The organism is Shewanella sp. OMA3-2, from assembly GCF_021513195.1.
In the GTDB taxonomy this organism is placed as follows: domain Bacteria; phylum Pseudomonadota; class Gammaproteobacteria; order Enterobacterales; family Shewanellaceae; genus Shewanella.
The window spans coordinates 3679922-3701807 of sequence record NZ_CP090974.1 but is presented as its reverse complement, the minus strand read 5'-3'; the positions used below and the strand labels follow the sequence as shown (position 1 = coordinate 3701807).

Genomic DNA, 21886 nt, shown 5'->3' with positions numbered 1-21886 from the left:
TATAATATTGATATAGCGGGTAATGGTATTCTAAGGCTTTAGTTATTTACCGTCCGTAAAATTAATACTTATATTTCATTAAAGTGCACCTAAAAGTATTTAGGCGTTACGATTGAACCAGCTTGTTTTCTTGTTTAATCAATCTATGATAGTGACATAGTTTGAGTGAGGAATGGTAATGCACAGTAGCGACCCTAAAGATTTTGAGATACGAGAGAGTAACCTTTCTAAGTCGGTACAAAGTGACTCGATTAACATGGACTTTAGTCAGCGAGTTGTTATTGATACCAATCAATTGAGTTGGGATAAAAGCCCCGCGAAAGGTGTTTGGCGCAAGCGTCTTGCTAGAGAAGAAGCTGAACGCGGTCATGCAACCAGTATTGTTAAGTATGATGCCGGGGCCAGTTTTGCATCCCATCCACATCCATTAGGTGAGGAAATTCTGGTTTTATCTGGCATTTTTTCTGATGAAACCGGTGATTATCCAACGGGCACATACATTCGTAATCCTGAAGGCTTTAGTCATGCACCATTTAGCTTACAGGGTTGTGAGTTACTGGTTAAGTTACATCAGTTTCAACCGTCAGACGTAAAGCAAGTTCGTGTCGATACCCAACACGCGCCTTGGTTGCCTGGGCAAGGAAAGCTACAAGTCATGCCATTACATCAACATCTTACAGAATCATGCGCTTTAGTTTATTGGCCTGCGGGATGTCAATTCCAACCACATCGTCATTTTGGTGGTGAAGAAATATATGTTATCAGTGGTGAGTTTATCGACGAGTATGGTCATTACCCTGCAGGAACTTGGCTACGCAGCCCGCACCTAAGTCAACATAACCCCTATGTTGAGCAAGATACGGTTATTTGGGTCAAAACAGGTCACTTATAATAGATAGAAAGCATCATTTGATATAAATAGTTGTTTGTTGCTTTTAAAGTATTATTTTTAACGATATATTAACTAAACACGCACATTTAGGATGTAATTTAGCAATGGATGCTTTTACACTTCACGTATCAACCGCAATAGTCAGTGCGATGATGTCCATCAGTTTACTCGCATTTTATATTGTTGGTCACCGACAACGCAGCTTGATAGATTGGAGCATGGCTGGCGGATTATTTTTTGCCAGTAGTTGCATTGGCTTACTGTCTTACTTTTTCACTATTCCCTACTGGCTTGGCCCTGGCTTAGCTAATGCATGTTATATATTGGCTCATCTCGGTTTACTTGCAGGTATTAGGCGGCACCTTCAGCTTACCCCTCAGTGGCATTCAATGATATTGATCGCCGCGATTGTGTTTTTAATGCATTACGTTCCAGGTTTTTTAGAGTCACTGACATCTAGGTTACTTTATATATACCCACTCTTAATGCTCATCAATATCTGCACTGTTTTGACCATTGTATTAGCGGATAAATCTAGGAAAATTCACGCTATTTATTACCCTTTCATGTTGGCTGAATTGATATTTTTTGGACAGCAACTTGTTCGCTTTATATTTGTAGCCTTTGATCAGCAATTAACCTTAAGTATTGCTGGTAATCGTATTTTACAATCATCAGGTACTTTGGCTGTATTCACTTTTTTAATGTTGATGACATTATCGTGTTGTTTGATTGTATATCGTCAACAACAACTCAAATTACAGGATGTCACTCAAGTCGATCCATTAACTGGGTTGTTAAATCGCCAAGCTTTACCAAGTCGCGCCAAACATGTTTTTGAGTTAGGTCGTTACCAAAAGGCGCCAATGGCCATTATGATTGTTGAAATTGATTCACTGCCTAAGATAAGTGAAAAATACGGTTATGGTGGTAGTGATAGTGTTGTTAAGCATGTGGCCAGTGTTTTAGAGTTTACGACTCGCATTAATAGCGGCATTTTTAGACAGCATGATAATAAGTTTGTCTTGTTGTTTGAGGAGGCTTCAACGGAACAATTGCAACGGTTAACCGCCAGATTACAAGATAAAGTGGCTAGTTTAGTCATTAAAGCATTACATGATGACGTTAGAATTAGCATTAATACTGGTTTTGCGATGCAATCAGATAATGATCATAGTTGGCAAATATTAATGCAACAAGCTGAGCGTGTATTGAAACAGCCAATCAAGCAAGTCAATGTCCCTCAGCCTGCCAGTGAACGGGAGTTGGTTGTCGATAGATTTGGTTTTACTGCCCAGAAGAATTAGCTCAATGTAATTAACCTCAGCTCGGGATAATAAACGCTTACCAAACAACCCTTTGTCGTGCTAACGGCGTTATTTATTTACACAAGAGTACGTGTAATAGGCAAGCTATTGAGGTGTTAAAGTGCCTTGTTTTCAAAACAAATGACAAGTTTGCTCCAAAATAAGCTAAATCTGTTGAATTCAGCTTATTGAGCCCATCTCTTAACCTGAATTGAGGTTATTTAAACTTTACTACTCTGTATCGTAGTCCAATATTGGTGACAACCAACGTTCGGCTTCAGCTAGAGTCATGCCTTTACGTTTTGCGTAATCTTCTACCTGATCTTTACCAATATTAGTTACTCCAAAGTAGCGAGATTTTGGGTGGGCAAAATACCAACCCGATACTGCTGCCGTAGGAAACATTGCATAGCTTTCGGTAATATTTAAGCCGATGGTTTCATCCGGTTTTAATAGATCCCACAACAGGCCTTTTTCAGTGTGATCAGGACACGCAGGGTATCCTGGCGCGGGGCGTATACCTTTGTATTTTTCACGAATGAGTGATTCGTTATCAAGTACTTCATCTGCGGCGTAACCCCAAAATTCTTTACGCACTCGCTCATGCATACGTTCGGCAAAGGCTTCGGCTAAACGGTCTGCAAGGCATTTAAGCATAATGGCGTTGTAGTCATCGTGGTTGGCTTCAAAACGGGCCACATGTTCATCAATGCCATGTCCTGCGGTAACCGCAAACCCGCCCATGTAGTCGGCAACGCCTGATTCTTTTGGCGCAACAAAGTCCGATAAACAGAAGTTGTCATTGCCGACGCGCTCTAACTGCATACGTAAATGGTGGGTAGTCATTTCAACCGTTGTACGGCTTTCGTCAGTGTACAGCTCAATATCGTCGTGGTTGACTGTGTTAGCTGGGAATAACCCCATCACGGCTTTAGCCGTTAGCCATTTTTCACTGATGATGGTGTTAAGCATCGCCTGACCATCAGCAAAGAGTTTACGTGCTTCTTCACCGACGACTTTATCGTCTAAAATATCAGGGTAGCGTCCATGAAGCTCCCAGCTTCTAAAGAAGGGGGTCCAATCGATACGTTCGACTAAATCTTCCAGTGGATAATCATCAAAGACTTGGCGGCCTAAAACATTTGGGGTAAATGGAGTGTAGTTTTGCCAATCATGTTTGCAGCGATTTTCGCGGGCAACCTCAATTGGCACAATGGTTTTACGTTTAGTTTGCGATAAACGTTTTTCACGCATCACATCATATTCGGCATAGGCTTCATCTATGGTCGCCTGGCGAGTTTGATTATTAATCAGCTTCGATACCATGGGCACAGCGCGCGAAGCGTCGGCAATATAAATTGCGCCGTGTGGATAATGCGGCGCAATTTTTACCGCGGTATGAATTTTGGAACAGGTTGCGCCGCCAATGATGGCTGGAATGGTCAGGCCTTCGCGATGGAAAGTTTTAACGTTATGTACCATTTCATCAAGGCTTGGAGTAATTAAGCCTGACATGCCAATAATATCAATATTGTGCTCTTTTACTGCTTCAAGAATTTTATCAACCGAGACCATCACGCCTAGGTCGACGACTTCGTAGCCGTTACAGGCTAAGACAACGCCAACAATATTTTTACCAATGTCATGCACATCACCTTTAACGGTAACCATTAAGATACGACCATTTGATTGGCCTTCTACTTTTTCAAGTTCAATGTATGGGTTTAAAAATGCAACGGCTTTTTTCATCACTCGGGCAGATTTAACCACTTGTGGCAAAAACATTTTACCCGCGCCAAATAAGTCACCGACCACGTTCATGCCGTCCATTAATGGGCCTTCAATCACGTCAAGCGGTCGGACTGCTTGCAGTCTTGCGGCTTCAGTATCTTCATCAATAAATTCGGTGATACCTTTAACTAAGGCATGTGATAAGCGTTTTTCTACCGGCCAGCTACGCCATGCTAAATCTTCTTTTTTAGCGACTTGAGCGCCGTCTCCACGGTATTTCTCTGCAACATCTAGTAGTTGTTCAGTGTTAGTTGAATCGGCAACCGGACAGGGCAGGTTTTGTACCACGTTTTCGACTTTTTGTTTTAAATCGGCATCAATATCATCATAAATGGCTAACTGCCCCGCGTTAACAATCCCCATGTCCATGCCGGCTTGAATCGCATGGTATAAGAACACTGCGTGAATTGCTTCGCGCACTGGGTTGTTGCCACGGAATGAGAACGATACGTTAGATACACCGCCAGAAATCATTGCATAGGGTAAGTTGGCTTTAATGTCTTTAATAGACTCAATAAAATCGACTGCATAGTTGTCGTGTTCATCAATACCAGTAGCAATGGCAAAAATGTTCGGGTCAAAAATAATGTCTTCAGGGGGGAAGCCGACCACATCGACTAACAAACGATAGGCACGGGTACAAATTTGAGTTTTACGTTCGCGCGTATCAGCCTGGCCGTCTTCATCAAAGGCCATAATAATGGCTGCTGCACCATAGCGTTTGACTAAAGTTGCTTGTTTTATAAAGGCTTCTTCGCCTTCTTTCATCGAAATAGAGTTAACAATAGACTTGCCCTGAACACACTTAAGGCCAGCTTCAATGACTTCCCATTTTGATGAGTCGATCATAATAGGTACCGGAGATATCGGGCTCTGATGCGATTAAGTTTAAGAATTTTTTCATCGACTCAGCACCATCTAGCATGCCTTCATCCATGTTAACGTCGATAATTTGCGCGCCGTTTTCAACCTGCTCGCGCACCACATCTAATGCTTCTTCAAATTTTTCTTCTTTAATTAAACGTAGGAATTTGGCTGAGCCGGTTACGTTGGCACGCTCGCCTACGTTAACAAAAAGTGAATTACCATCAATGGTTAATGGCTCTAACCCTGACAGGCGACACGCCACCGGAATATCAGGTATTTGGCGAGGCCCATGATTAATCACAGCCTCTTGTATGGTATGGATATGAGCAGGCGTACTGCCGCAACATCCGCCCACAATATTAAGCATGCCTTCGCGGGCCCAATCACTAATGATATCGGCCATTTCCTCAGGAGTTTCATCGTAACCGCCAAACTCGTTTGGTAAACCTGCGTTAGGGTGAGCCGATACAAAGCATTCAGCAATACGCGATAATTCTTCTACATAAGGGCGCAGCTCTTTTGGGCCTAATGCACAGTTAAGGCCGATTGATAATGGTTTTATATGCCGCAGTGAGTTGTAAAAGGCTTCGGTGGTTTGGCCGGTTAATGTGCGACCCGATGCATCGGTAATTGTGCCTGAAATCATGACAGGTAAGCGATCGCCAAGTTGATCAAAGACTTTTTCAATGGCAAATAAAGCAGCTTTGGCGTTTAGCGTATCAAAAATGGTTTCAACCATAATGATGTCGGCTCCGCCTTCAATTAAGGCGGTCGTTGACTCTACATAGGCATCAACTAACTGATCAAAACTGACGTTACGAAAGCTGGGGTCGTTAACATCAGGACTAATTGAACAAGTGCGGTTGGTTGGCCCAAGCACGCCAGCTACATAACGGGCATAGCCTGTTTGCGCGGCCACTTCATCGGCAGCTTCGCGGGCAACCCGGCACCTTCTAAATTGATTTCAGCTGATAGCGACTGCATGTCGTAGTCAGCCATGGCGATGGTCGTGGCGTTAAAGGTATTCGTTTCAATAATGTCAGCACCGGCTAGCAGGTACTTGGTATGAATATCTTTAATAATTTGCCGTTGGCTAAGCACCAACATGTCATTGTTACCTTTAACATCGCAATGCCAGTCTTTAAAACGCTCACCACGGTAATCTTCTTCCTCTAATTTGTAGTCTTGGATCATGGTGCCCATAGCACCATCAAGAATAACAATTCGCTCTTTTAGCGTATTTGTCAGTTGTTCAAGCACTTGACTGTAGGAAGTTGACTTGGTCATAACGGATTACCTTTTTAATGCAGTGGCACGTTAACTTAATCGTGACATTTTTATCTAACTAATTATTTTGTCGAGAGTTAATGGGCAAGAAATGAATAGCTGGTTCTCAACAAACTGAATTTTTGTTTGGACATTTATACGTATAGACGTCCATAATACGCGAGTTGTTATCTTAAGGGCAAGGCTGAAAACCATGAAACATCTTCAATTGGTATTCCTACGCCATGGTCACTGCCAGGGCGGTGATATCCTGCGCGGTAAAACCGATGTGGCATTGTCCGAACAAGGGCAAATACAAATGCAACAAGCCCTTGATAGTTTAGCGTTATGTCCTGCTGCTGTGTATTCGTCACCGCTTAAACGCTGCGCGGTATTTAGCGACCTTATCGCAAAACAACACCGGTTGCCCATAACCCTATTAGACAGTTTACAAGAAATTGATTTTGGTCAATGGGACGGTAAAACCTGGCAAGCGCTATATCAGCAACATCAACCACAATTAGATGCGTATTGGTCAAATCCCTGGCAGCCTGACAATACCCCACCAGACGGTGAGCACTTAGTTGAGTTTAGCGCCCGTGTGAAGCAGTCGTTATTGCAAATTATTAGCCAAATGCTGAATTCGATAGAAGATAATGCTCAAGATGAGTTATTTGCCAATGAAACTTTGACCAGCGGATCAGCTAATCAAGCCCTTATTGTTACCCATGGTGGGGTAATGCGTTGTGTTATGGCGCAACTGCTTGGTGCAGAAGGTAGCGCTGGTGTGTTTACACAATTCCAATTGCCTTATGCTGCGTTAATGGAAGTGGACGTATTTATTGATTCAGATGGCTTACGTATGGCAGCGCAAGACAGTTTATGTTTTGAAAATCTCAGTTTTAGATTGAACTGGCCATCATTAACCACCAAAATAGAGCCGTGTTATATATAGTGTTGAGTATTGGGAATCGGGTAAGCCCGAACTGTCCCCGCAACTGTGATTGTTTGCCTGACATAGTTTATGTTTGTGGCGAATAAAAGTCAGATACCAGCTTGTCACTATTCATTTTTACGCCTGAGCGGGATACTCAGCGGAGCGTGTATGTTTGATCTTGTTAGTACTTCCCCTATTAGCCACCGAGTTATCTTTGGCTTGTTTATGCTTGGCTTACTGAATGGTAAATCGAGTCATTGTCGAGGGCGTTATTTGTGAGTTCCGCAAGTGTTGAAGCGCTAATGGCGGCGACTGCGCCAGCATTAATACCTGCTTTAGTGGTTAATCAGCTGAGTTGGCGACATGATGATAGCCAAATTTTAACTGACATTAGTTTTAGCCTCACAGCCAATAAAATGCTGGGAATTATTGGCCCCAATGGTGCGGGTAAATCGAGTTTACTGCGTTGTTTATATCGTTATATTGCCCCAAGTTGCGGCACAATATCCTTGTTTGGCCAAGATATTAGTCAATTTCACGGCAAAGTTTTTGCCACTCAAGTTGCTGTAGTGCAACAAGATACTCCGCAGTTTTTTGACATGAACACCAGCCAGTTAATTGCAATGGGGTTAACGCCACATAAAGGTATGTTTGATGGTTATACCGCTGAAGATAATCAGTTGGTTAATGATGCCATTAATCAAGTGGGTTTAGCTGATAAGGCATTTTTACAATACGGCCAATTATCCGGTGGTGAAAAACAACGCGCGTTGATTGCCAGGGCGATAGTACAGCGCCCTAAATTGCTGATTTTAGATGAGCCAACCAATCATTTAGATATTCGTTATCAAATTCAAATTTTAGAATTAGTTAAAAATTTAGGCATTACAGTAATTGCCTCTATCCATGATTTAAATCTAGCAAGCGCAATGTGCGATGACCTTTTATTACTTCATAAAGGCCAGCTGGTGGCGCAGGGAACCCCAACTGAAGTGCTAACAGAAGCGCGAATTGGTGAGGTGTTTGAAGTGTGCTGTGAGGTAACCGAGCATCCACAACATGCTAAACCGTTGATCAATTATTTTTATGGTTATGCGCAGCAAAATAGCACCAAGGCAGTAAGTGAAAAGAGGTTATCTACTGTAAATGAGGGGCAATCATGAGCCCAGTTAAGCACCAGCGCCGTTACCAAGTTTTTCTGTTTATATTGGCCATGTTGGCGGCAACAACTCCGATTGCAGCGGCCAGTTTTGGCGCGGCAAGTATCAGCTTTACTGATGTGTTATCGGCTATTGCCCAGCAATTTTCAAATCAAGGTAAGTTAATTGTTACTCACGCAAGCATTACAGAGCGAATTGTATTCGAACTGCGTTTTCCGCGAATTGTACTGGCGTTTGTGGCCGGAGCCGGTTTAGCGTTAGCGGGCAGCGTGTTGCAAACGGTGACCCGCAATCCATTAGCTGATCCGTATTTATTTGGTATTAGTTCAGGGGCATCGTTTGGCGCGGTATTGGTTTTTAGCCTGTTATCCAGTGGCTTATTAGCGCAGGCTGACTTAATCGCGCTTTCTTCAGCAAATCTTGCATGGTGGAGCTGGCAAAATTTATTATTACCAATAGGTGCATTTGCTGGTGCAAGCTTGTCTGTATTGCTAGTGCTTAGTTTGTCTGGGTTAGGACGCAACAGCCAAATTGAACGAATGTTGTTATCTGGCGTGGCGACATCATTTTTATTTGGTTCGTTAACCAGTTTATTGTTGTATTTTTCAAGCCCGCAAGCCACGGCGTCAGTATTGTTTTGGTCATTAGGCAGTTTTGCCAAGGCTAATTGGGCTGGGGTGATATTACCCAGTGTTATTGTTATCGGCAGTTTACTGATTATTTTGGTGTTTAAACGTCAAATTGTGGCGCTGCAAGCAGGTGATGAAACCGCGCATACCCTAGGGGTTAATGTTGCCAAATTACGGTTAAATATGCTGTTGTTGTGCTCGTTGATCACCGCCGTTTTAGTTGCAAGTTGCGGCGGAATTGGCTTTGTTGGTTTGATGATCCCCCATTGTGTGCGACTCCTGTTTCCTGGGCGGCAACCTATGGTAGTCACCGCCATTGTTGGTGGGCTATTTATGGTGTGGATTGATGTTGTCGCTAGATGTATTTTAGGTAATCAAGAGTTGCCCGTAGGCATCATTACCGCAGCCATTGGCAGTGTATTTTTCTTGCTCATTTTACGGCACCGGCGCTAATCGTTAATAACGGATCGCTAAGTGTTAATAAAGTTTTGTTATTTGTCAGTGATTAATCCTGACTCGGAGTCGTTATGTTTACAGTTGTGCCTGTTACTCATCAGTTTGACGCTATGATCCAACATAAAATTGATCAAAAAACTAAACCCCAGGGATCATTAGGCTTACTGGAAGTATTAGTTAAGCAAATCGCTCAAATACAGTTTTCATGTGATCCTACCGCAACAAAATTACATATTAATCAACCAGGTTTATTGGTGTTTGCAGGCGACCACGGCATAGCTAAGTACGGGGTGTCTATTGCCCCAAGTGAAGTCACCAGCCAAATGGTGGCTAATTTTGTTAATGGCGGCGCGGCAGTTAACGTTTTTTGTCGTCAAATGGGCTTTAATTTAGAGGTTATTGATACCGGTGTATTAGCGCCTTTAGGGTTAGAAGGGATAACCGAACACAGACTCGGCAATGGTACCGGTGCAATTCATTTACAACCCGCCATGAGTTTAGAGCAAGTTAGTCAGGGGTTTGAGGCCGCTAATGAAGTGGTTGAACGCCACGTATTGTCAGGTTGTAATGTCATTGGCTTAGGTGAAATGGGCATAGGTAATACTTCATCTGCTGCGGCAATTATGGCGGCATTACTGGATATCGATGTTGAACAATGCGTCGGGCGCGGTACTGGTATTGATGACAAAACCTATGCATTGAAAAAATCACTCATCAGCCAGGCATTGATATTACATCGGCCCAATCTGATTTCTCCCCTGCATATCTTAGCTAACTTGGGCGGATTTGAAATTGTGCAAATGACAGGGGCAATCTTGGCGGCAGCTGAGCGAAAAATATTAGTGCTAATTGATGGGTTTATCTCTACCGCTGCGGCATTAGTCGCTGTAAGATTACACCCTGCGGCTCGAGACTATTTAGTGTTTGCTCATCAATCAGAAGAACAAGGGCATAAATTAATGTTGGCGCATTTAAATGCCAAACCTATTTTGTCCCTAGGATTACGTTTAGGGGAAGGAACAGGGGCAGCGCTGGCGCTACCAATAGTACAAGCAGCAATCAATTTTTATAATGACATGGCCAGTTTCGAAGATGCTGGTGTTGATAATGTAGTTTAAGGAAAGTATGGCTAATCTATACCGTGGTTTAAGGCAATTAAATCTGTTTTTTGTGGCGTTAAGTTTTTTTACTCGTCTTCCTATCCCATCATGGGTGGTGATTGATGCTGAAAAGCTCAATAAATCTAGCCGATTTTTTGGTGTAGTAGGCTTAGTGGTTGGCTTAATCAGTGCCTTGGTATTTTGGCTAGTACAACTTATTTTACCTGCTAATATTGCCGTCTTAGTGGCTATGATTGCTGGCGTTATTGCCACTGGCGGTTTTCACGAAGATGGTTTAGCTGATACTGCCGATGGTTTTGGCGGCGGCTGGACGGTTGAAGAAAAACTGTTAATAATGAAAGACTCCCGCTTGGGCAGTTATGGCGCGTTGGCCATTGGTTTAGCATTATTATTAAAATGGCAGTTATTAGTGGAGCTGGCATTATACAGCCCAATGGCGGCTATTAGTGGCTTTATTGTAGCGCACACATTAAGCCGAGTTATTGCCGCAAGCTTAATTTTTAGTGAAAAATATGTCCGAGATGACAGCGGTAAATCTAAGCCTTTAGCGCAGCAACAATCGTTGAATGATTTATTCATTTTGTTAGCCAGTGGTATTTTTGTATTGTTGTGGCTAAATGGTGTTGCCGCTTTTGTGTTGTTTATTATTCTTTGGGGTGTCCGTTTTCTATTAGGCAGTTTATTTAGAAGCCAAATAGGCGGATACACGGGTGATACCTTAGGCGCCGCACAACAGGTTAGTGAAGTGATATGTTACTTGGTTATTTTGGCGGTTGGATTAAGTTAGTGATCCATTTAGTACTAGGTGGCGCCAGAAGCGGTAAAAGTCGGTTTGCAGAACAGCAAGTGGCCGATATTATCGCAGCACAACCGCAAGGTATGGACGTTATTTACATTGCAACCGCAACCGCTGGTGATGACGAGATGAGTAGCAGAATAGCTCGTCATCAACAGGATAGACAAGCCAGTCAGTTGTTGTGGCAAACCATTGAAACACCATTGGCATTGGCTGATTGTTTAAGCAAAATTGATAAAACTCATCAGGTTATTTTGGTTGACTGCTTAACCCTCTATTTAACTAATCATTTATTATCTTTTACATCCGAGCAGTTACAAAGTGGCACTCTATCTCGCTGGCAAACTGAAAAGCAGCAGTTACTGTCTACTTTGGCAAAAATGCAGTCACATGTTGTATTAGTCAGTAATGAAGTGGGGTCGGGGATTGTGCCTATGGGTCAACTGAGTCGTGAGTTTGTTGATCAAGCTGGTTGGTTAAACCAAGCTGTTGCTTCATTGGCTGATCAAGTCAGTTTAGTCGTTGCTGGATTACCTCTTTCATTAAAAGCCCCTAACCTCTAATGACTATAGATAGCGCCAAACTCACTATAAGTCATCCCCTATCTACTCGCGATATCAAGCACACATTAACAGGGGCTTTGATGGTGCAGGGCACCACATCCGATGCGGGTAAAAGTACTTTAGTTGCTGGTTTGTGTCGTGTTTTTGCCCGCAAAAATATTGCTGTTGCACCGTTTAAACCACAAAATATGGCGTTAAACAGTGCGGTAACCGAAGACGGTGGTGAAATTGGCCGAGCACAAGCGTTGCAAGCTACAGCCTGTTATCTAAAGCCGCATACCGATTTTAATCCCGTATTACTGAAACCTAGCTCTGATACCGGTGCTCAAGTCATTATTCATGGTAAAGCATTAACTACACTTGAAGCCAAAGCATTTTTTGGCCCCGAAAGCCAAGGTTATAAAACCTTAGCATTAACTGCGGTCATGCAATCTTATCGACGCTTACAGCAACAGTACTCATTAATTTTTATTGAAGGCGCAGGCAGTCCCGCTGAAATTAATTTACGCCAGGGTGATATTGCTAACATGGGCTTTGCCGAAGTAGCAGATTGCCCGGTGATCATTATTGCTGATATTGATAAAGGCGGCGTATTTGCTCATCTTGTGGGGACATTGGCATTATTGAGTGAGTCTGAACAAGCTAGAGTAAAAGGCTTTGTCATCAATCGATTTCGCGGTGACATAGGTTTACTGCAACCTGGTATTGACTGGTTAGAACGCTATACTAAAAAACCTGTTTTTGGTGTATTGCCTTATTTGCACGACTTACATCTTGATGCTGAAGACGGTTTAGTTGAATCGTCAAACCTTAGTCCCTCACTGACTACTAAAAAATTAATCGTATTGGTGTTGGTTTTTCCGCGGATCAGTAACCATACCGACTTTGATCCCTTACGCTTGCATCCTCAAGTTGAGTTTCGCTATATCAGTATGGCCGATCAACATAAGCCATTTCCCTCGGCAGATTTGATCATTTTACCCGGCAGTAAAAATGTCCGTGCGGATCTTCATTTCATGCGCGAACAGGGTTGGGATAGCGCCATTTTAAAGCATTTACGTTACGGTGGAAAAGTGATTGGTATTTGCGGTGGTTATCAAATGCTAGGCCAGATGATTGATGATCCCCAAGGGGTAGAGGATATTGCAGGCAGTATTAAAGGCTTAGCACTGTTAGATATTGATACAGAATTAACTTCAAAGAAAACCCTCACTCAAGTAAGTGGTTACTTACGCTTAGAACAGCAGCATGCCAGCTTTACAGGCTATGAAATTCATTGTGGTGTATCACATTTTACCCGTACCGATATTTCACATCCGATTCAAATGGGCACAGAAACGATTCAGTTTGATGGTCAAGTTAGTCAAGACAACTTGATTATGGGCACTTATATTCACGGCTTATTTGACAGTCCAGCAGCCTGCCAGCTGCTGTTACAGTGGGCCGGTCTTGTGCAAGCTGAAGCTATCGATATTAATCACATTCGAGAACAGCAATTAAATCGTCTTGCTGACGTATTAGAAGCACATCTTGATTTAGACAAATTAACCGGAGCTATCTCATGACAGAGAAGACAACAGATAATAATGTAAACATCGACAGTAGCAATACAGACAGCAAAGATCTTGAAGGAATTAGCCTTGATAACCAAAAGGCTGATCGTCATAAAGCTCGTCAACAAAAAGTAAAGCAAGGTGTAGATGCTAAAATTGCCGCCGCACAGGATGAAAAGGGCATTTTATTAGTGCTTACCGGTAATGGTAAAGGTAAATCCACCTCTGGCTTTGGCTCAGTTGCGCGTGCGGTTGGCCACGGTCACAAAGCCGCGGTAGTGCAATTTATTAAAGGCACTTGGGCTTGTGGTGAACGTAATTTACTGGAAGGTGCAGGGGTTGAGTTTTATGTCATGGGCACCGGCTTTACCTGGGAAACCCAAGACAAACAAAAAGACACCAAAGCCGCAGTAGAAGCCTGGGAACATGCTGAAAAATTACTTCAGGATGAGTCGGTTAACTTGCTGTTGTTAGATGAATTAACCTACATGGTTAGCTATCATTATATCGACTTAGAACGAGTCCTCACTGCGCTGAAAAACAGACCACCAATGCAACACGTGATCATTACCGGCCGCGCGTGTCATCGAGAAATCATTGAATTAGCGGATACTGTCAGCGAGGTTCAACCTATTAAACATGCCTTTAATGCAGGAATTAAAGCCCAGTTAGGGTTTGATTATTAAGTGATACTTGTGTCGCTGGAAGCAAAGTCTGACATAGGCAGCTTATAGCTTTCAATCACTTACCGAAAAGATATAACCATACTCTGACATAAAATGTACCCATAGTTTGACAAATCGAAAGGTCATAAAATAGTGCTTAAAAGGAGAATGTAATTTTATTACGAAGATCCAAATAGTTTATGCTCTATCTAACAAACTTTTGGACAAAGTGGGTTTTAAATGTAACTTCAAGTGCAAATGATCCAGCGAGACGCCGCAAGCACATCCATGTGGGCTTAACCAAAACATCCCTGTTTTGGATACTCGCTGGCTCATCTGCACCCGAATTTTTGTTCCTTCGATTTAGCTTCATTGGTAGCGGTGGCAAAAGCTAAATTGGCAAAAGTTAACTCACTTTTGGACAAAAGCGGGTTGGCAGGTTTCATTTTATAACAGTAATTAAACCCTCATAGACGTCAGATTGACTTCAAGTGCAAATGATCCAGCGAGACGCCGCAAGCACGTCCATGTGGGCTTAACCAAAACATCCTTGTTTTGAATACTCGCTGGCTCATCTGCACCCGAATTTTTGTTTCTTCGATTTAGCTTCATTGATAGTTGTGGAAAACAATAAACATAAAAAGTTAGCTCATTTCTGGACATAAACACGTTAGAGCTAAAACCCTAAATTATAATTTTCTAATTACAATAAGTATGCCGTAGCTCGAAATCGCCAGGGATATGGCAAGTGCTGAGTAATGAGTATCTGAAGAAAGCGGATGATATCCACTAACAGATGGATAGATCGCAGTTCATTATTCTAACCCAAAAGTGAGTTAGATGTTCTAAATGAACGGTCCTGTGCGGAGCCGCATGCAGGGTGGTGTGGCTGGAGGCTAGATACCTCCAGCTACCCGATTAGCACTATGAACGCTGGAGTAACTTTTCTACTTTATCGGCAATCTCTTCAATATTGTCGTTAAAGTTTACAAATAGTTTGTCGCCCAACAACGGGATTTCTTTTAACAGTTCTGCACCGTCACCCACCATTAAAGGTAATAGTTTTGTTTCTTCTGAGCTAATTTCTGCTGCAAGAACTGTATTTAACTCTTTCATTGGCCATGATTTCTTAACAGATTCATCCGATACTACAGCGATAACATACTTGGACTTTTTCAATGCGGTGTTGATTTTTGACACTAAAGAGTCACCCCAATTGATAGCAAAGCAATCGATAAACGCTTTAATATCACGCTTAGTTAAAGCGTCATAAAGAGGCAAAGCCACCTCAGCTTTGTCCTCACTAGCGTGACAAATAAATACATCATACATATCAAATACACCTTTTAATTTTCTTATGAACTCTGGAGGCTTACTGTCTAAAGCAAGGACTTGCTCACATAGTTTTAAATAAGGTGAGTGCTCTTCCCCTTTGACCATACGTATAAAACTCAAATGCCCATACACTGCTCGCTTGAATATAGAACCATCGAGCCCATCAGTCTTTATTTCACTATCAGCCAAATGATAACGTTGCTTTAAAAATCGGAGCTCAGCTTGGGCAAGCCCCTTACTCCAATCATTTATCATTGCACGAGTTTTTCGAATAAACTTCCTATTTACATTAACACCTTCATTTACCACTAAGCCTGTAACTTCTTGCCTTTGTGATTTATGTTGTAAACGAGTTTTATGATGACTAACTTCGAAACCACTATCTTTTATCGCTTGCTCAAGTAAACGACCTACTTTATATATTTCTTTACCGTTTTCATCAATTACTCGCTCAACCAAAATAGTTGGAAAAGGCTTGTTGCTAGAAAAAGTCAAATCATCGGCATAACGTGTGTAAGTTAAATGAAATTTTTTGGCTATTTGAACCAACTTTTTGTCCAACGAAGTTGAAGCTAGGTTAGATAAAACTGGAGAAGTACTAGCACCTTGTGGCAAGCGGCCATTATGAGTACAAAGTTGAGCTAAAACTGTAGCAGCAGGGATGCCCATATTAAACGGGATATTTCGGAATATACCTTGTACTCGACCAAAATTCACAGAGTGGAAAAAGTCTTGAAGATCGATATTAAGCACATGATTTTTCTTTTTATGCTGAAAAGCATTTGTCATTATGCCCTTACCATCGCCAACAAAACCATGCACAGGTTTCTTCACACGATAGTGTGCTTCAATAAGGGGCTTAACTTTATCCTGTAAAATTTTAATCGACGCTGTTGGGCTATCAATTAGACGGGTCTTCCCCGATTTTTTCTTTATTGTAAAAGAATTATAGTTTTGCTTTTGATAATAAAGAATGTGTAATAATTGACCAACTGGAACTTCTAATATATTGGCAACATCATTATCTGTTTTTAGTCCAACAAAATGAGTTTTGGCAACCTCTAAGTCTCTTGTAAGAGTTGGTGATAGTTTAAGGTTTTTCCAGCTATACGTCTTTTTATTGGGGATTTTTTTTGGTTCGAAAGACTCTAAGTTGAAGAGTAAACTGCTTAATGGTGTGCTCATTTTAATTCTCAACTATGAATTAATGGTTTCAACCCAATCACCTTGCGCCAACTGATCACATCGATAACATCGACAACATCAGATAAAGTAGTATCCAGGGGCGTATGTTACCCTGAGTTCCAAGTCCGAAGCAGTAACAACTTCAGATATTTTGGGTTGAAACCTCCAATATACTATATGAAGAACTAAAACTTTGATACTAAATTTTAAATAGTGCTAACGCTTATTGAACGGCGCATCATTCAATGCCGGCTGTTCAAGCCATTGATTTATACCATCTTACATTTTATAGGTCTTTGATGCAAAGCGATAAAACACTCTCAATATTATCAATCAATTATAGTTTTCTAATTAAGCCTACGTTACGAATTTAGGCTGACTTAATGAGTTGTTTGATTTAAATTCAGCCAAATCTCATTATACCTGTGTATAAAACCAGTTTATTAGATTATCCAATTTAGGCAGTAAAAATGCAGGACGAGATCGCGAACGTTTTTTAAACTTTTTTAGTATGTTTTTACAACTTCATTTGTTTAGTAAGTTATCGCTTCATGATTGATTTGAAGTAAATCAGCATTGTAATCATTCATAGTGAGCAAAAAAACACACTAATGCGGTTACCCTGAGTAAAAATGGCATCGGTAAGAGAGCAATATGAATTAAATTGTGTATGGAAAACGAAAATAAGCATTGTTAAATAGAGCTTTGGTTCTAAACACACTTTGGGGCAAAACCAAGTCAGTGTTAAAAATAATCTTATTCTACTCAATCTTTAAAACCAGCAGATTAAGAAAATACTGAAAAGGTTCATTATGGTAGTTTGCGAGCCGACCATCCGACCCAGGGATGGGTCGGTTGAGCTACAAGGACGTACTTGCGCGTGTCGGTGAGTAAATACCATGCTGAACCTACATAAATAAACTTCACGATACATGCTTTGCTATAAGCGAAGCGCCACGACGTTGGTGGCCGCAGGCCATATTCCAAAAAACCTTGGGGCATTTCATGGATAAGCAACGGAATTAAAGGAGGTTCCATATGCGCTTTAATAGTATTAAGGCTCGTGGTTTTATTGAATTTGTCAGACTATGCTTCAATATTCTGACAACCATCTGATGTAGTTAAATTACTATTTGTAATTTAACTAAAAATAGCAATTTTTTGTCAAACCTTGGGTGCATTATGTCAATGTATGGGTTCAGCGACAACTAGGCCTAACTACAAAATAACCTAAGGCTTCCGATAGCTGTCCTTGGCCTAATGAAAGCTAGCATGGCATTCATGCCAAGCTCACGGCCTTTTCTCGATGACCTCAATTCAAATTGAGTTTAGAAGGTTTTTTGCCAAATTAGTTATCAATATTGTCAAATCTAAGAAGCGAAAATGTCGGGTGTAAGCACGGCTGTGACCGTCCATGACATGGACGTCATGGCCGAGATTTTAGGGATGAACTTGCAGCGTGTCACAACCGTGTTTGCACAGCTGAGCTATTTAAAGAATGTGGAGCGCTTCAAATAGTAGAAAACAGGGGTGACGATGTGCCTGAGGGTGAGGTCACCTCTTTGCCAATGGCTGTTAAGGCCGCAGAAAACGAGACAGTGGTATTTTCGTGGGTCGTGTGGCCTTCGAAAGAGGTGCGTGATTCCGGTTGGGCTGCAATGATGGAAGATTCTAGAATGTCGCCAGAAGACAACCCAATGCCTTTTGATGGTAAGCGGTTAATCTATGGTGGTTTTAATACTATTCTAGAATATTAATCGCTAGACCTAGCAAGCGCCTACCGTCGGTAATATGCCATTTTTGTGTTAGTTACAATCTTTTTGATACTAAACACAATATTCTTGCTGGTAATATAGCAGTGAGTTTTTTAATAAAATAACAAAAAATTAAAGGAAAAGAGATGACTATTTTACTTATATGTTTATTTATCGCGATGATATTACCTTATTTAACCAAGGTGCCAGTAGCGATGGCGATGGCTAAATTGGGCGGGTATGACAATGCTCACCCAAGAGCGCAGCAAGCAAAGTTGACTGGTTTTGGCGCAAGGGCGGTAGCAGGACACCAAAATGCATTTGAATCATTAATTGTATTTGGCATTGCAGTATTAACCGCAATAGTGACCAATAACGTTACTGATGTTGTAGCCATTTTAGCGATAGTGCATGTGGTTGCTCGGGTGGTTTATCATGTATTGTATTTATTAAATTATGGCACTTTACGATCATTATCTTGGTTTGTTGCTATTGGCGCATCAATCGGCATTTTTGTTCAAGCTCTCTAAGTAGAATGCTCTGAGCACAACATAGCGAGTAGTGTTTTTTGAAACGATACTCGCTAATTTTAAAGCAGCAACTGAGCTGCTTTTTTTATTGTATCGCAATCAATTATACCTAGCCAAAAGAACTAGTTTACTCTTTATTACCTAGCCATATGGGCTAATTTACGCCATTTTTGTCAATCTAAGGATGACGATGTGCGGTCGATATTGTTAATGTAATACTTCATATCTTAGGTGAAGGATTACCCATTCATGACCCAATGTTGTCACTCTTTTTATTCACTCATGATCCAGTGGTCTTTGAGCTGTTTATTGCTATGTGCATCGATGGCATTAGCTATTCCTGTTAGTGCCGAAGAGTCAGATATTGAAATTAGTGGCTTAGTGATTGATCGGACCTTAACTCGCTTTGGTAAAGATTTCGGTTTTTATTATTCAGGCTATTGGCGTGACCTTCCCTTTACCCAAGGCTTCAATGTTACTCTTTATGAGACGGTATACCCTCAAGCGGGGACCTTGTTGACATTAGAGGTCAACGGAACACAAATATATCGAACCCATTTTGGACGGCGTGCAGCACCAATTAAAGAACGCGCTGAGCAGGCACTATTAATTACTATTGATTATATTGCCCAGGTAAGAGCCAGTGCGCTGACTAATGAAATGGCTATTCCATCAAACGGACTTTAGGACAAAAAATGAAAAACAGGATGTTTAAACAGTTGCTGACGATAAGTGTTAGCACATTGTTAGTGGGTAACCTTGCCGCTACTGAATTAGTGTATACCCCAGTTAACCCAAGCTTTGGTGGTTCACCTTTAAATGGGTCTTTTTTACTCAATAAGGCGAATTCACAAAATGACAATCAATCAGCAACTAGTAGCAAAGATTTTGTCACTCGCTTTAAAGAGTCTTTAGAGCGAAATATTATTAACACCATCACCCGTGGTGTGGCTGATGGTGAAATTACTGATGGTGTATATGACACTGGGGATTTTAGAGTTGAAGTTGTTTCAACCGGAAACGGCGTTATGTTAACAATTACCAATTTACTGTCGGGTGAAGTGACAGTGATTGAAATGCCGACATATGGAGTCTAACTTGATGAAACAATTATCCTCTCTCTCTTTGTGTATTGTGCTGTTTGTCGGTTTAACCTCTGGCTGTAGTTTAATACCTAAACCGGATCTTAATTTAACCGAAGCACAAGTTAATCCAATTAGTGAAACAATGTTAGCGCTTCAAGCTCAATCTGGTCCTAAGTTTCCTATTCCTGTCGCGGTTTATTCATTTAGGGATCAAACCGGACAATATAAACCCCAAGCCAATGTCAGTTCTTTTTCAACCGCCGTTACCCAAGGGGCGACGTCAATGTTGATACAAACTTTATTGGACTCTAAATGGTTTACCCCAGTTGAGCGCGAAGGTTTACAAAATTTATTAACTGAACGCAAAATTAGTCATAAGCAAGGCAGTAAAGGTGATGATGTCCCCAGCTTGGCTAATGCACGTTTATTGTTAGAAGGTGGAATTATCAGTTATGAAACCAATACCAGCACAGGTGGTGCAGGTGTTGAATATTATGGCATTGGTGCCTCAGAGATGTACCGTGAAGACCAGGTAACTATTTATTTGCGTGCGGTTGATGTACATAGCGGTAAAGTAATGATGTCAGTGTCGACCACTAAACGTGTGCTGTCACAAGAGATGCGTGCGGGGTTGTTTCGCTTTACTAGCTTGAATCGATTAGCCGAAGCTGAAGTAGGATTTACCACCAATGAACCGGTACAGTTTTGTGTATTACAGGCAATAGAGTTAGCGGTAGCTGAAATGATTACCAAAGGAATTAAGCAAGGATATTGGCAAGCGGTTGAAAGTGCTGATACTAATGCTGCTAGCATCGAAGCGGGATAAGCTAAGTTAGGCAAAGCAAGCTAAACAAGCGAACAGATAATAAAAACGAGTTAATAGAAACACCTACGAATGAGTAGGTGTTTTTATTTTTAACACTTATTGATTTAAATCGTCTTCTTCAACTAACAATTCAATTAATGATTTTTCAGTAGGGTTTTCACCTTGTTCACTGTCAATATTTTGAGGCATACCGTCAAGGTTTTCTACTCGCTCATAACCACGTTCGTTAAGTTGATCGTTAACACAATCTAGTAGAAATGGCGCAATCTCGCTTTCAGGTAATGAATCTTCTTGGGCTATTTCAGCACAGGCTGCTTTTAAAGAGACAATATCTTTAACCGAAGGTTGTGGTAGGGCAATAGCGGCATTAGCCACTAGCATTAAGCCAGAAAAAATTAGGGTGATAGCAGGGTACTTCATCATATGTCCTATTTAGATAGCACTTTATCGTTATGAGACAAATCATAATCCAAGTTGCACGGTATGACTAGAGTTCATATACCCTGAGATGAATATTTTGTGGTTATATTTTGCTGCGTAAAAAGGCCAGTGTATCTGCTGGTAAACCTTGTTTGCTAAGGTAGCTTTTAGTCTTGGCTAACGTAATTAAAAATCCGCTATCTGTTTCGGCTATACGATAAACATCTGTCCATAAGATTGTTTGGTTTACATAGGCTGACCGTGTGTGAATACCTTCTTCATTTAAGGTTAAAGTGGCATTGTTGTTGGCCGCCTTACTCATCATTTGACGCCATAACCACCAGGTGCGTTTGAACTTGATACTCAATGCTTCAACTACACTTAGGCCGATGAAGAAATATCCTAGGTAATAGATGTTTTTATTGGCAAGTTCATTGTTGCCCAAATTGGTTGACAACAGAATTCCCAGTCCAATAAGGGTAAAAATAGCCGATTTAATAAAATCCTTCGGCTTAATTTTTGGATCGACCGATGCATCGTAGGTTTCGGCAAAATAGCGTTTATCAAGGGTGAATTCATGGCTAAAGGTTGCTGGCTGGGTCATATATTGTGTTAGCTCTATTAAGTGTCGGCTGGGTGATTATCTCATCACTTTACTGGGTTGTTATTAATGCAAAATGAAAATACCGCTAACCGCTATGATTACCGCAATGATGAACACCGCTAATTTTAGCGGGACAGAATCGTT

17 protein-coding genes, 2 pseudogenes and 1 riboswitch are annotated in these 21886 nt (G+C 41.4%); of the genes and pseudogenes, 15 read left to right on the top strand and 4 right to left on the bottom strand.

Annotated elements, in window-relative coordinates:
* The first annotated feature begins 256 nt into the window (after positions 1 to 256).
* A complete protein-coding gene (locus tag L0B17_RS16310; RefSeq protein WP_235089888.1) occupies positions 257 to 892 on the top strand; it encodes a cupin domain-containing protein in 636 nt (211 codons plus the stop codon).
* 104 nt (positions 893 to 996) lie between these two features.
* Positions 997 to 2199, top strand: a complete 1203-nt coding sequence (locus tag L0B17_RS16305; protein WP_235086262.1) for a GGDEF domain-containing protein — start codon at positions 997 to 999, stop codon at positions 2197 to 2199.
* 231 nt (positions 2200 to 2430) lie between these two features.
* On the opposite strand, the pseudogene metH reads toward L0B17_RS16305, so the two are convergent.
* Positions 2431 to 6144 (bottom strand): annotated as a pseudogene (metH, locus tag L0B17_RS16300) (methionine synthase).
* A 193-nt stretch (positions 6145 to 6337) separates the two neighbouring features.
* Between metH and L0B17_RS16295 the strand changes: the two are divergent.
* From L0B17_RS16295 to cobO, 8 genes are all read left to right on the top strand, one after another.
* Positions 6338 to 7078: a histidine phosphatase family protein gene (locus tag L0B17_RS16295; RefSeq protein WP_235086260.1), complete on the top strand. Its 741-nt coding sequence runs from the start codon at positions 6338 to 6340 to the stop codon at positions 7076 to 7078.
* Positions 7049 to 7197, top strand: a riboswitch (cobalamin riboswitch). It overlaps the preceding gene by 30 nt.
* Positions 7198 to 7362: 165 nt before the next feature.
* On the top strand, positions 7363 to 8223 hold the full coding sequence (locus L0B17_RS16290; RefSeq protein WP_235089886.1) for an ABC transporter ATP-binding protein: 861 nt from the start codon (positions 7363 to 7365) through the stop codon (positions 8221 to 8223).
* Positions 8220 to 9302 (top strand): FecCD family ABC transporter permease, encoded by a 1083-nt coding sequence (locus tag L0B17_RS16285; protein ID WP_235086258.1) that lies wholly within the window; start codon positions 8220 to 8222, stop codon positions 9300 to 9302. Before L0B17_RS16290 ends, L0B17_RS16285 begins: the two co-directional genes overlap by 4 nt.
* Positions 9303 to 9376: 74 nt before the next feature.
* On the top strand, positions 9377 to 10423 hold the full coding sequence (cobT, locus tag L0B17_RS16280; RefSeq protein ID WP_235086257.1) for a nicotinate-nucleotide--dimethylbenzimidazole phosphoribosyltransferase: 1047 nt from the start codon (positions 9377 to 9379) through the stop codon (positions 10421 to 10423).
* 7 nt (positions 10424 to 10430) lie between these two features.
* Positions 10431 to 11213, top strand: coding sequence for an adenosylcobinamide-GDP ribazoletransferase (locus L0B17_RS16275; protein WP_235086255.1), 783 nt, complete (start codon positions 10431 to 10433; stop codon positions 11211 to 11213).
* The gene (cobU, locus tag L0B17_RS16270; protein WP_235089884.1) at positions 11213 to 11785 is read left to right on the top strand and encodes a bifunctional adenosylcobinamide kinase/adenosylcobinamide-phosphate guanylyltransferase; all 573 of its coding nucleotides are present in this window, start codon (positions 11213 to 11215) and stop codon (positions 11783 to 11785) included. Before L0B17_RS16275 ends, cobU begins: the two co-directional genes overlap by 1 nt.
* Before the next feature lie 80 nt (positions 11786 to 11865).
* Entirely contained in the window at positions 11866 to 13350 is a 1485-nt protein-coding gene (locus L0B17_RS16265; RefSeq protein WP_235089883.1) for a cobyric acid synthase, read from the top strand.
* The gene (cobO, locus tag L0B17_RS16260) at positions 13347 to 14024 is read left to right on the top strand and encodes a cob(I)yrinic acid a,c-diamide adenosyltransferase (protein WP_235086253.1); all 678 of its coding nucleotides are present in this window, start codon (positions 13347 to 13349) and stop codon (positions 14022 to 14024) included. The genes L0B17_RS16265 and cobO overlap by 4 nt, the downstream gene beginning before the upstream one ends.
* Before the next feature lie 903 nt (positions 14025 to 14927).
* Here cobO and L0B17_RS16255 read toward each other — a convergent pair.
* Positions 14928 to 16523 (bottom strand): TIR domain-containing anti-phage reverse transcriptase, encoded by a 1596-nt coding sequence (locus L0B17_RS16255; protein WP_235086252.1) that lies wholly within the window; start codon positions 16521 to 16523, stop codon positions 14928 to 14930.
* Positions 16524 to 18001: 1478 nt separating this feature from the next.
* Between L0B17_RS16255 and L0B17_RS16250 the strand changes: the two are divergent.
* The 5 genes and pseudogenes from L0B17_RS16250 to L0B17_RS16230 form a co-directional block, all read left to right on the top strand.
* Positions 18002 to 18280: pseudogene (locus tag L0B17_RS16250) on the top strand (DUF1428 domain-containing protein); the annotation flags it as partial.
* A 143-nt stretch (positions 18281 to 18423) separates the two neighbouring features.
* Positions 18424 to 18807 carry an MAPEG family protein gene (locus L0B17_RS16245; RefSeq protein WP_235086250.1) on the top strand — a complete coding sequence of 128 codons (384 nt, stop codon included), beginning with the start codon at positions 18424 to 18426 and terminating at the stop codon, positions 18805 to 18807.
* A 324-nt stretch (positions 18808 to 19131) separates the two neighbouring features.
* Positions 19132 to 19494, top strand: coding sequence for a curli production assembly/transport protein CsgE (locus L0B17_RS16240; RefSeq protein ID WP_235086248.1), 363 nt, complete (start codon positions 19132 to 19134; stop codon positions 19492 to 19494).
* Positions 19495 to 19514: 20 nt separating this feature from the next.
* Complete coding sequence (locus L0B17_RS16235; RefSeq protein WP_235089879.1) at positions 19515 to 19904, top strand: curli assembly protein CsgF; 390 nt, start codon at positions 19515 to 19517, stop codon at positions 19902 to 19904.
* A 4-nt stretch (positions 19905 to 19908) separates the two neighbouring features.
* Positions 19909 to 20718: a CsgG/HfaB family protein gene (locus tag L0B17_RS16230; protein ID WP_443019901.1), complete on the top strand. Its 810-nt coding sequence runs from the start codon at positions 19909 to 19911 to the stop codon at positions 20716 to 20718.
* A 96-nt stretch (positions 20719 to 20814) separates the two neighbouring features.
* Here the strand turns inward: L0B17_RS16230 and L0B17_RS16225 are convergent, their stop codons facing one another.
* Both L0B17_RS16225 and L0B17_RS16220 read right to left on the bottom strand, forming a co-directional pair.
* Positions 20815 to 21141 carry a hypothetical protein gene (locus tag L0B17_RS16225; RefSeq protein WP_235086246.1) on the bottom strand — a complete coding sequence of 109 codons (327 nt, stop codon included), beginning with the start codon at positions 21139 to 21141 and terminating at the stop codon, positions 20815 to 20817.
* A gap of 100 nt (positions 21142 to 21241) precedes the next feature.
* Positions 21242 to 21742 carry a YcxB family protein gene (locus L0B17_RS16220; RefSeq protein WP_235086244.1) on the bottom strand — a complete coding sequence of 167 codons (501 nt, stop codon included), beginning with the start codon at positions 21740 to 21742 and terminating at the stop codon, positions 21242 to 21244.
* Between the last annotated feature and the right edge of the window lie 144 nt (positions 21743 to 21886).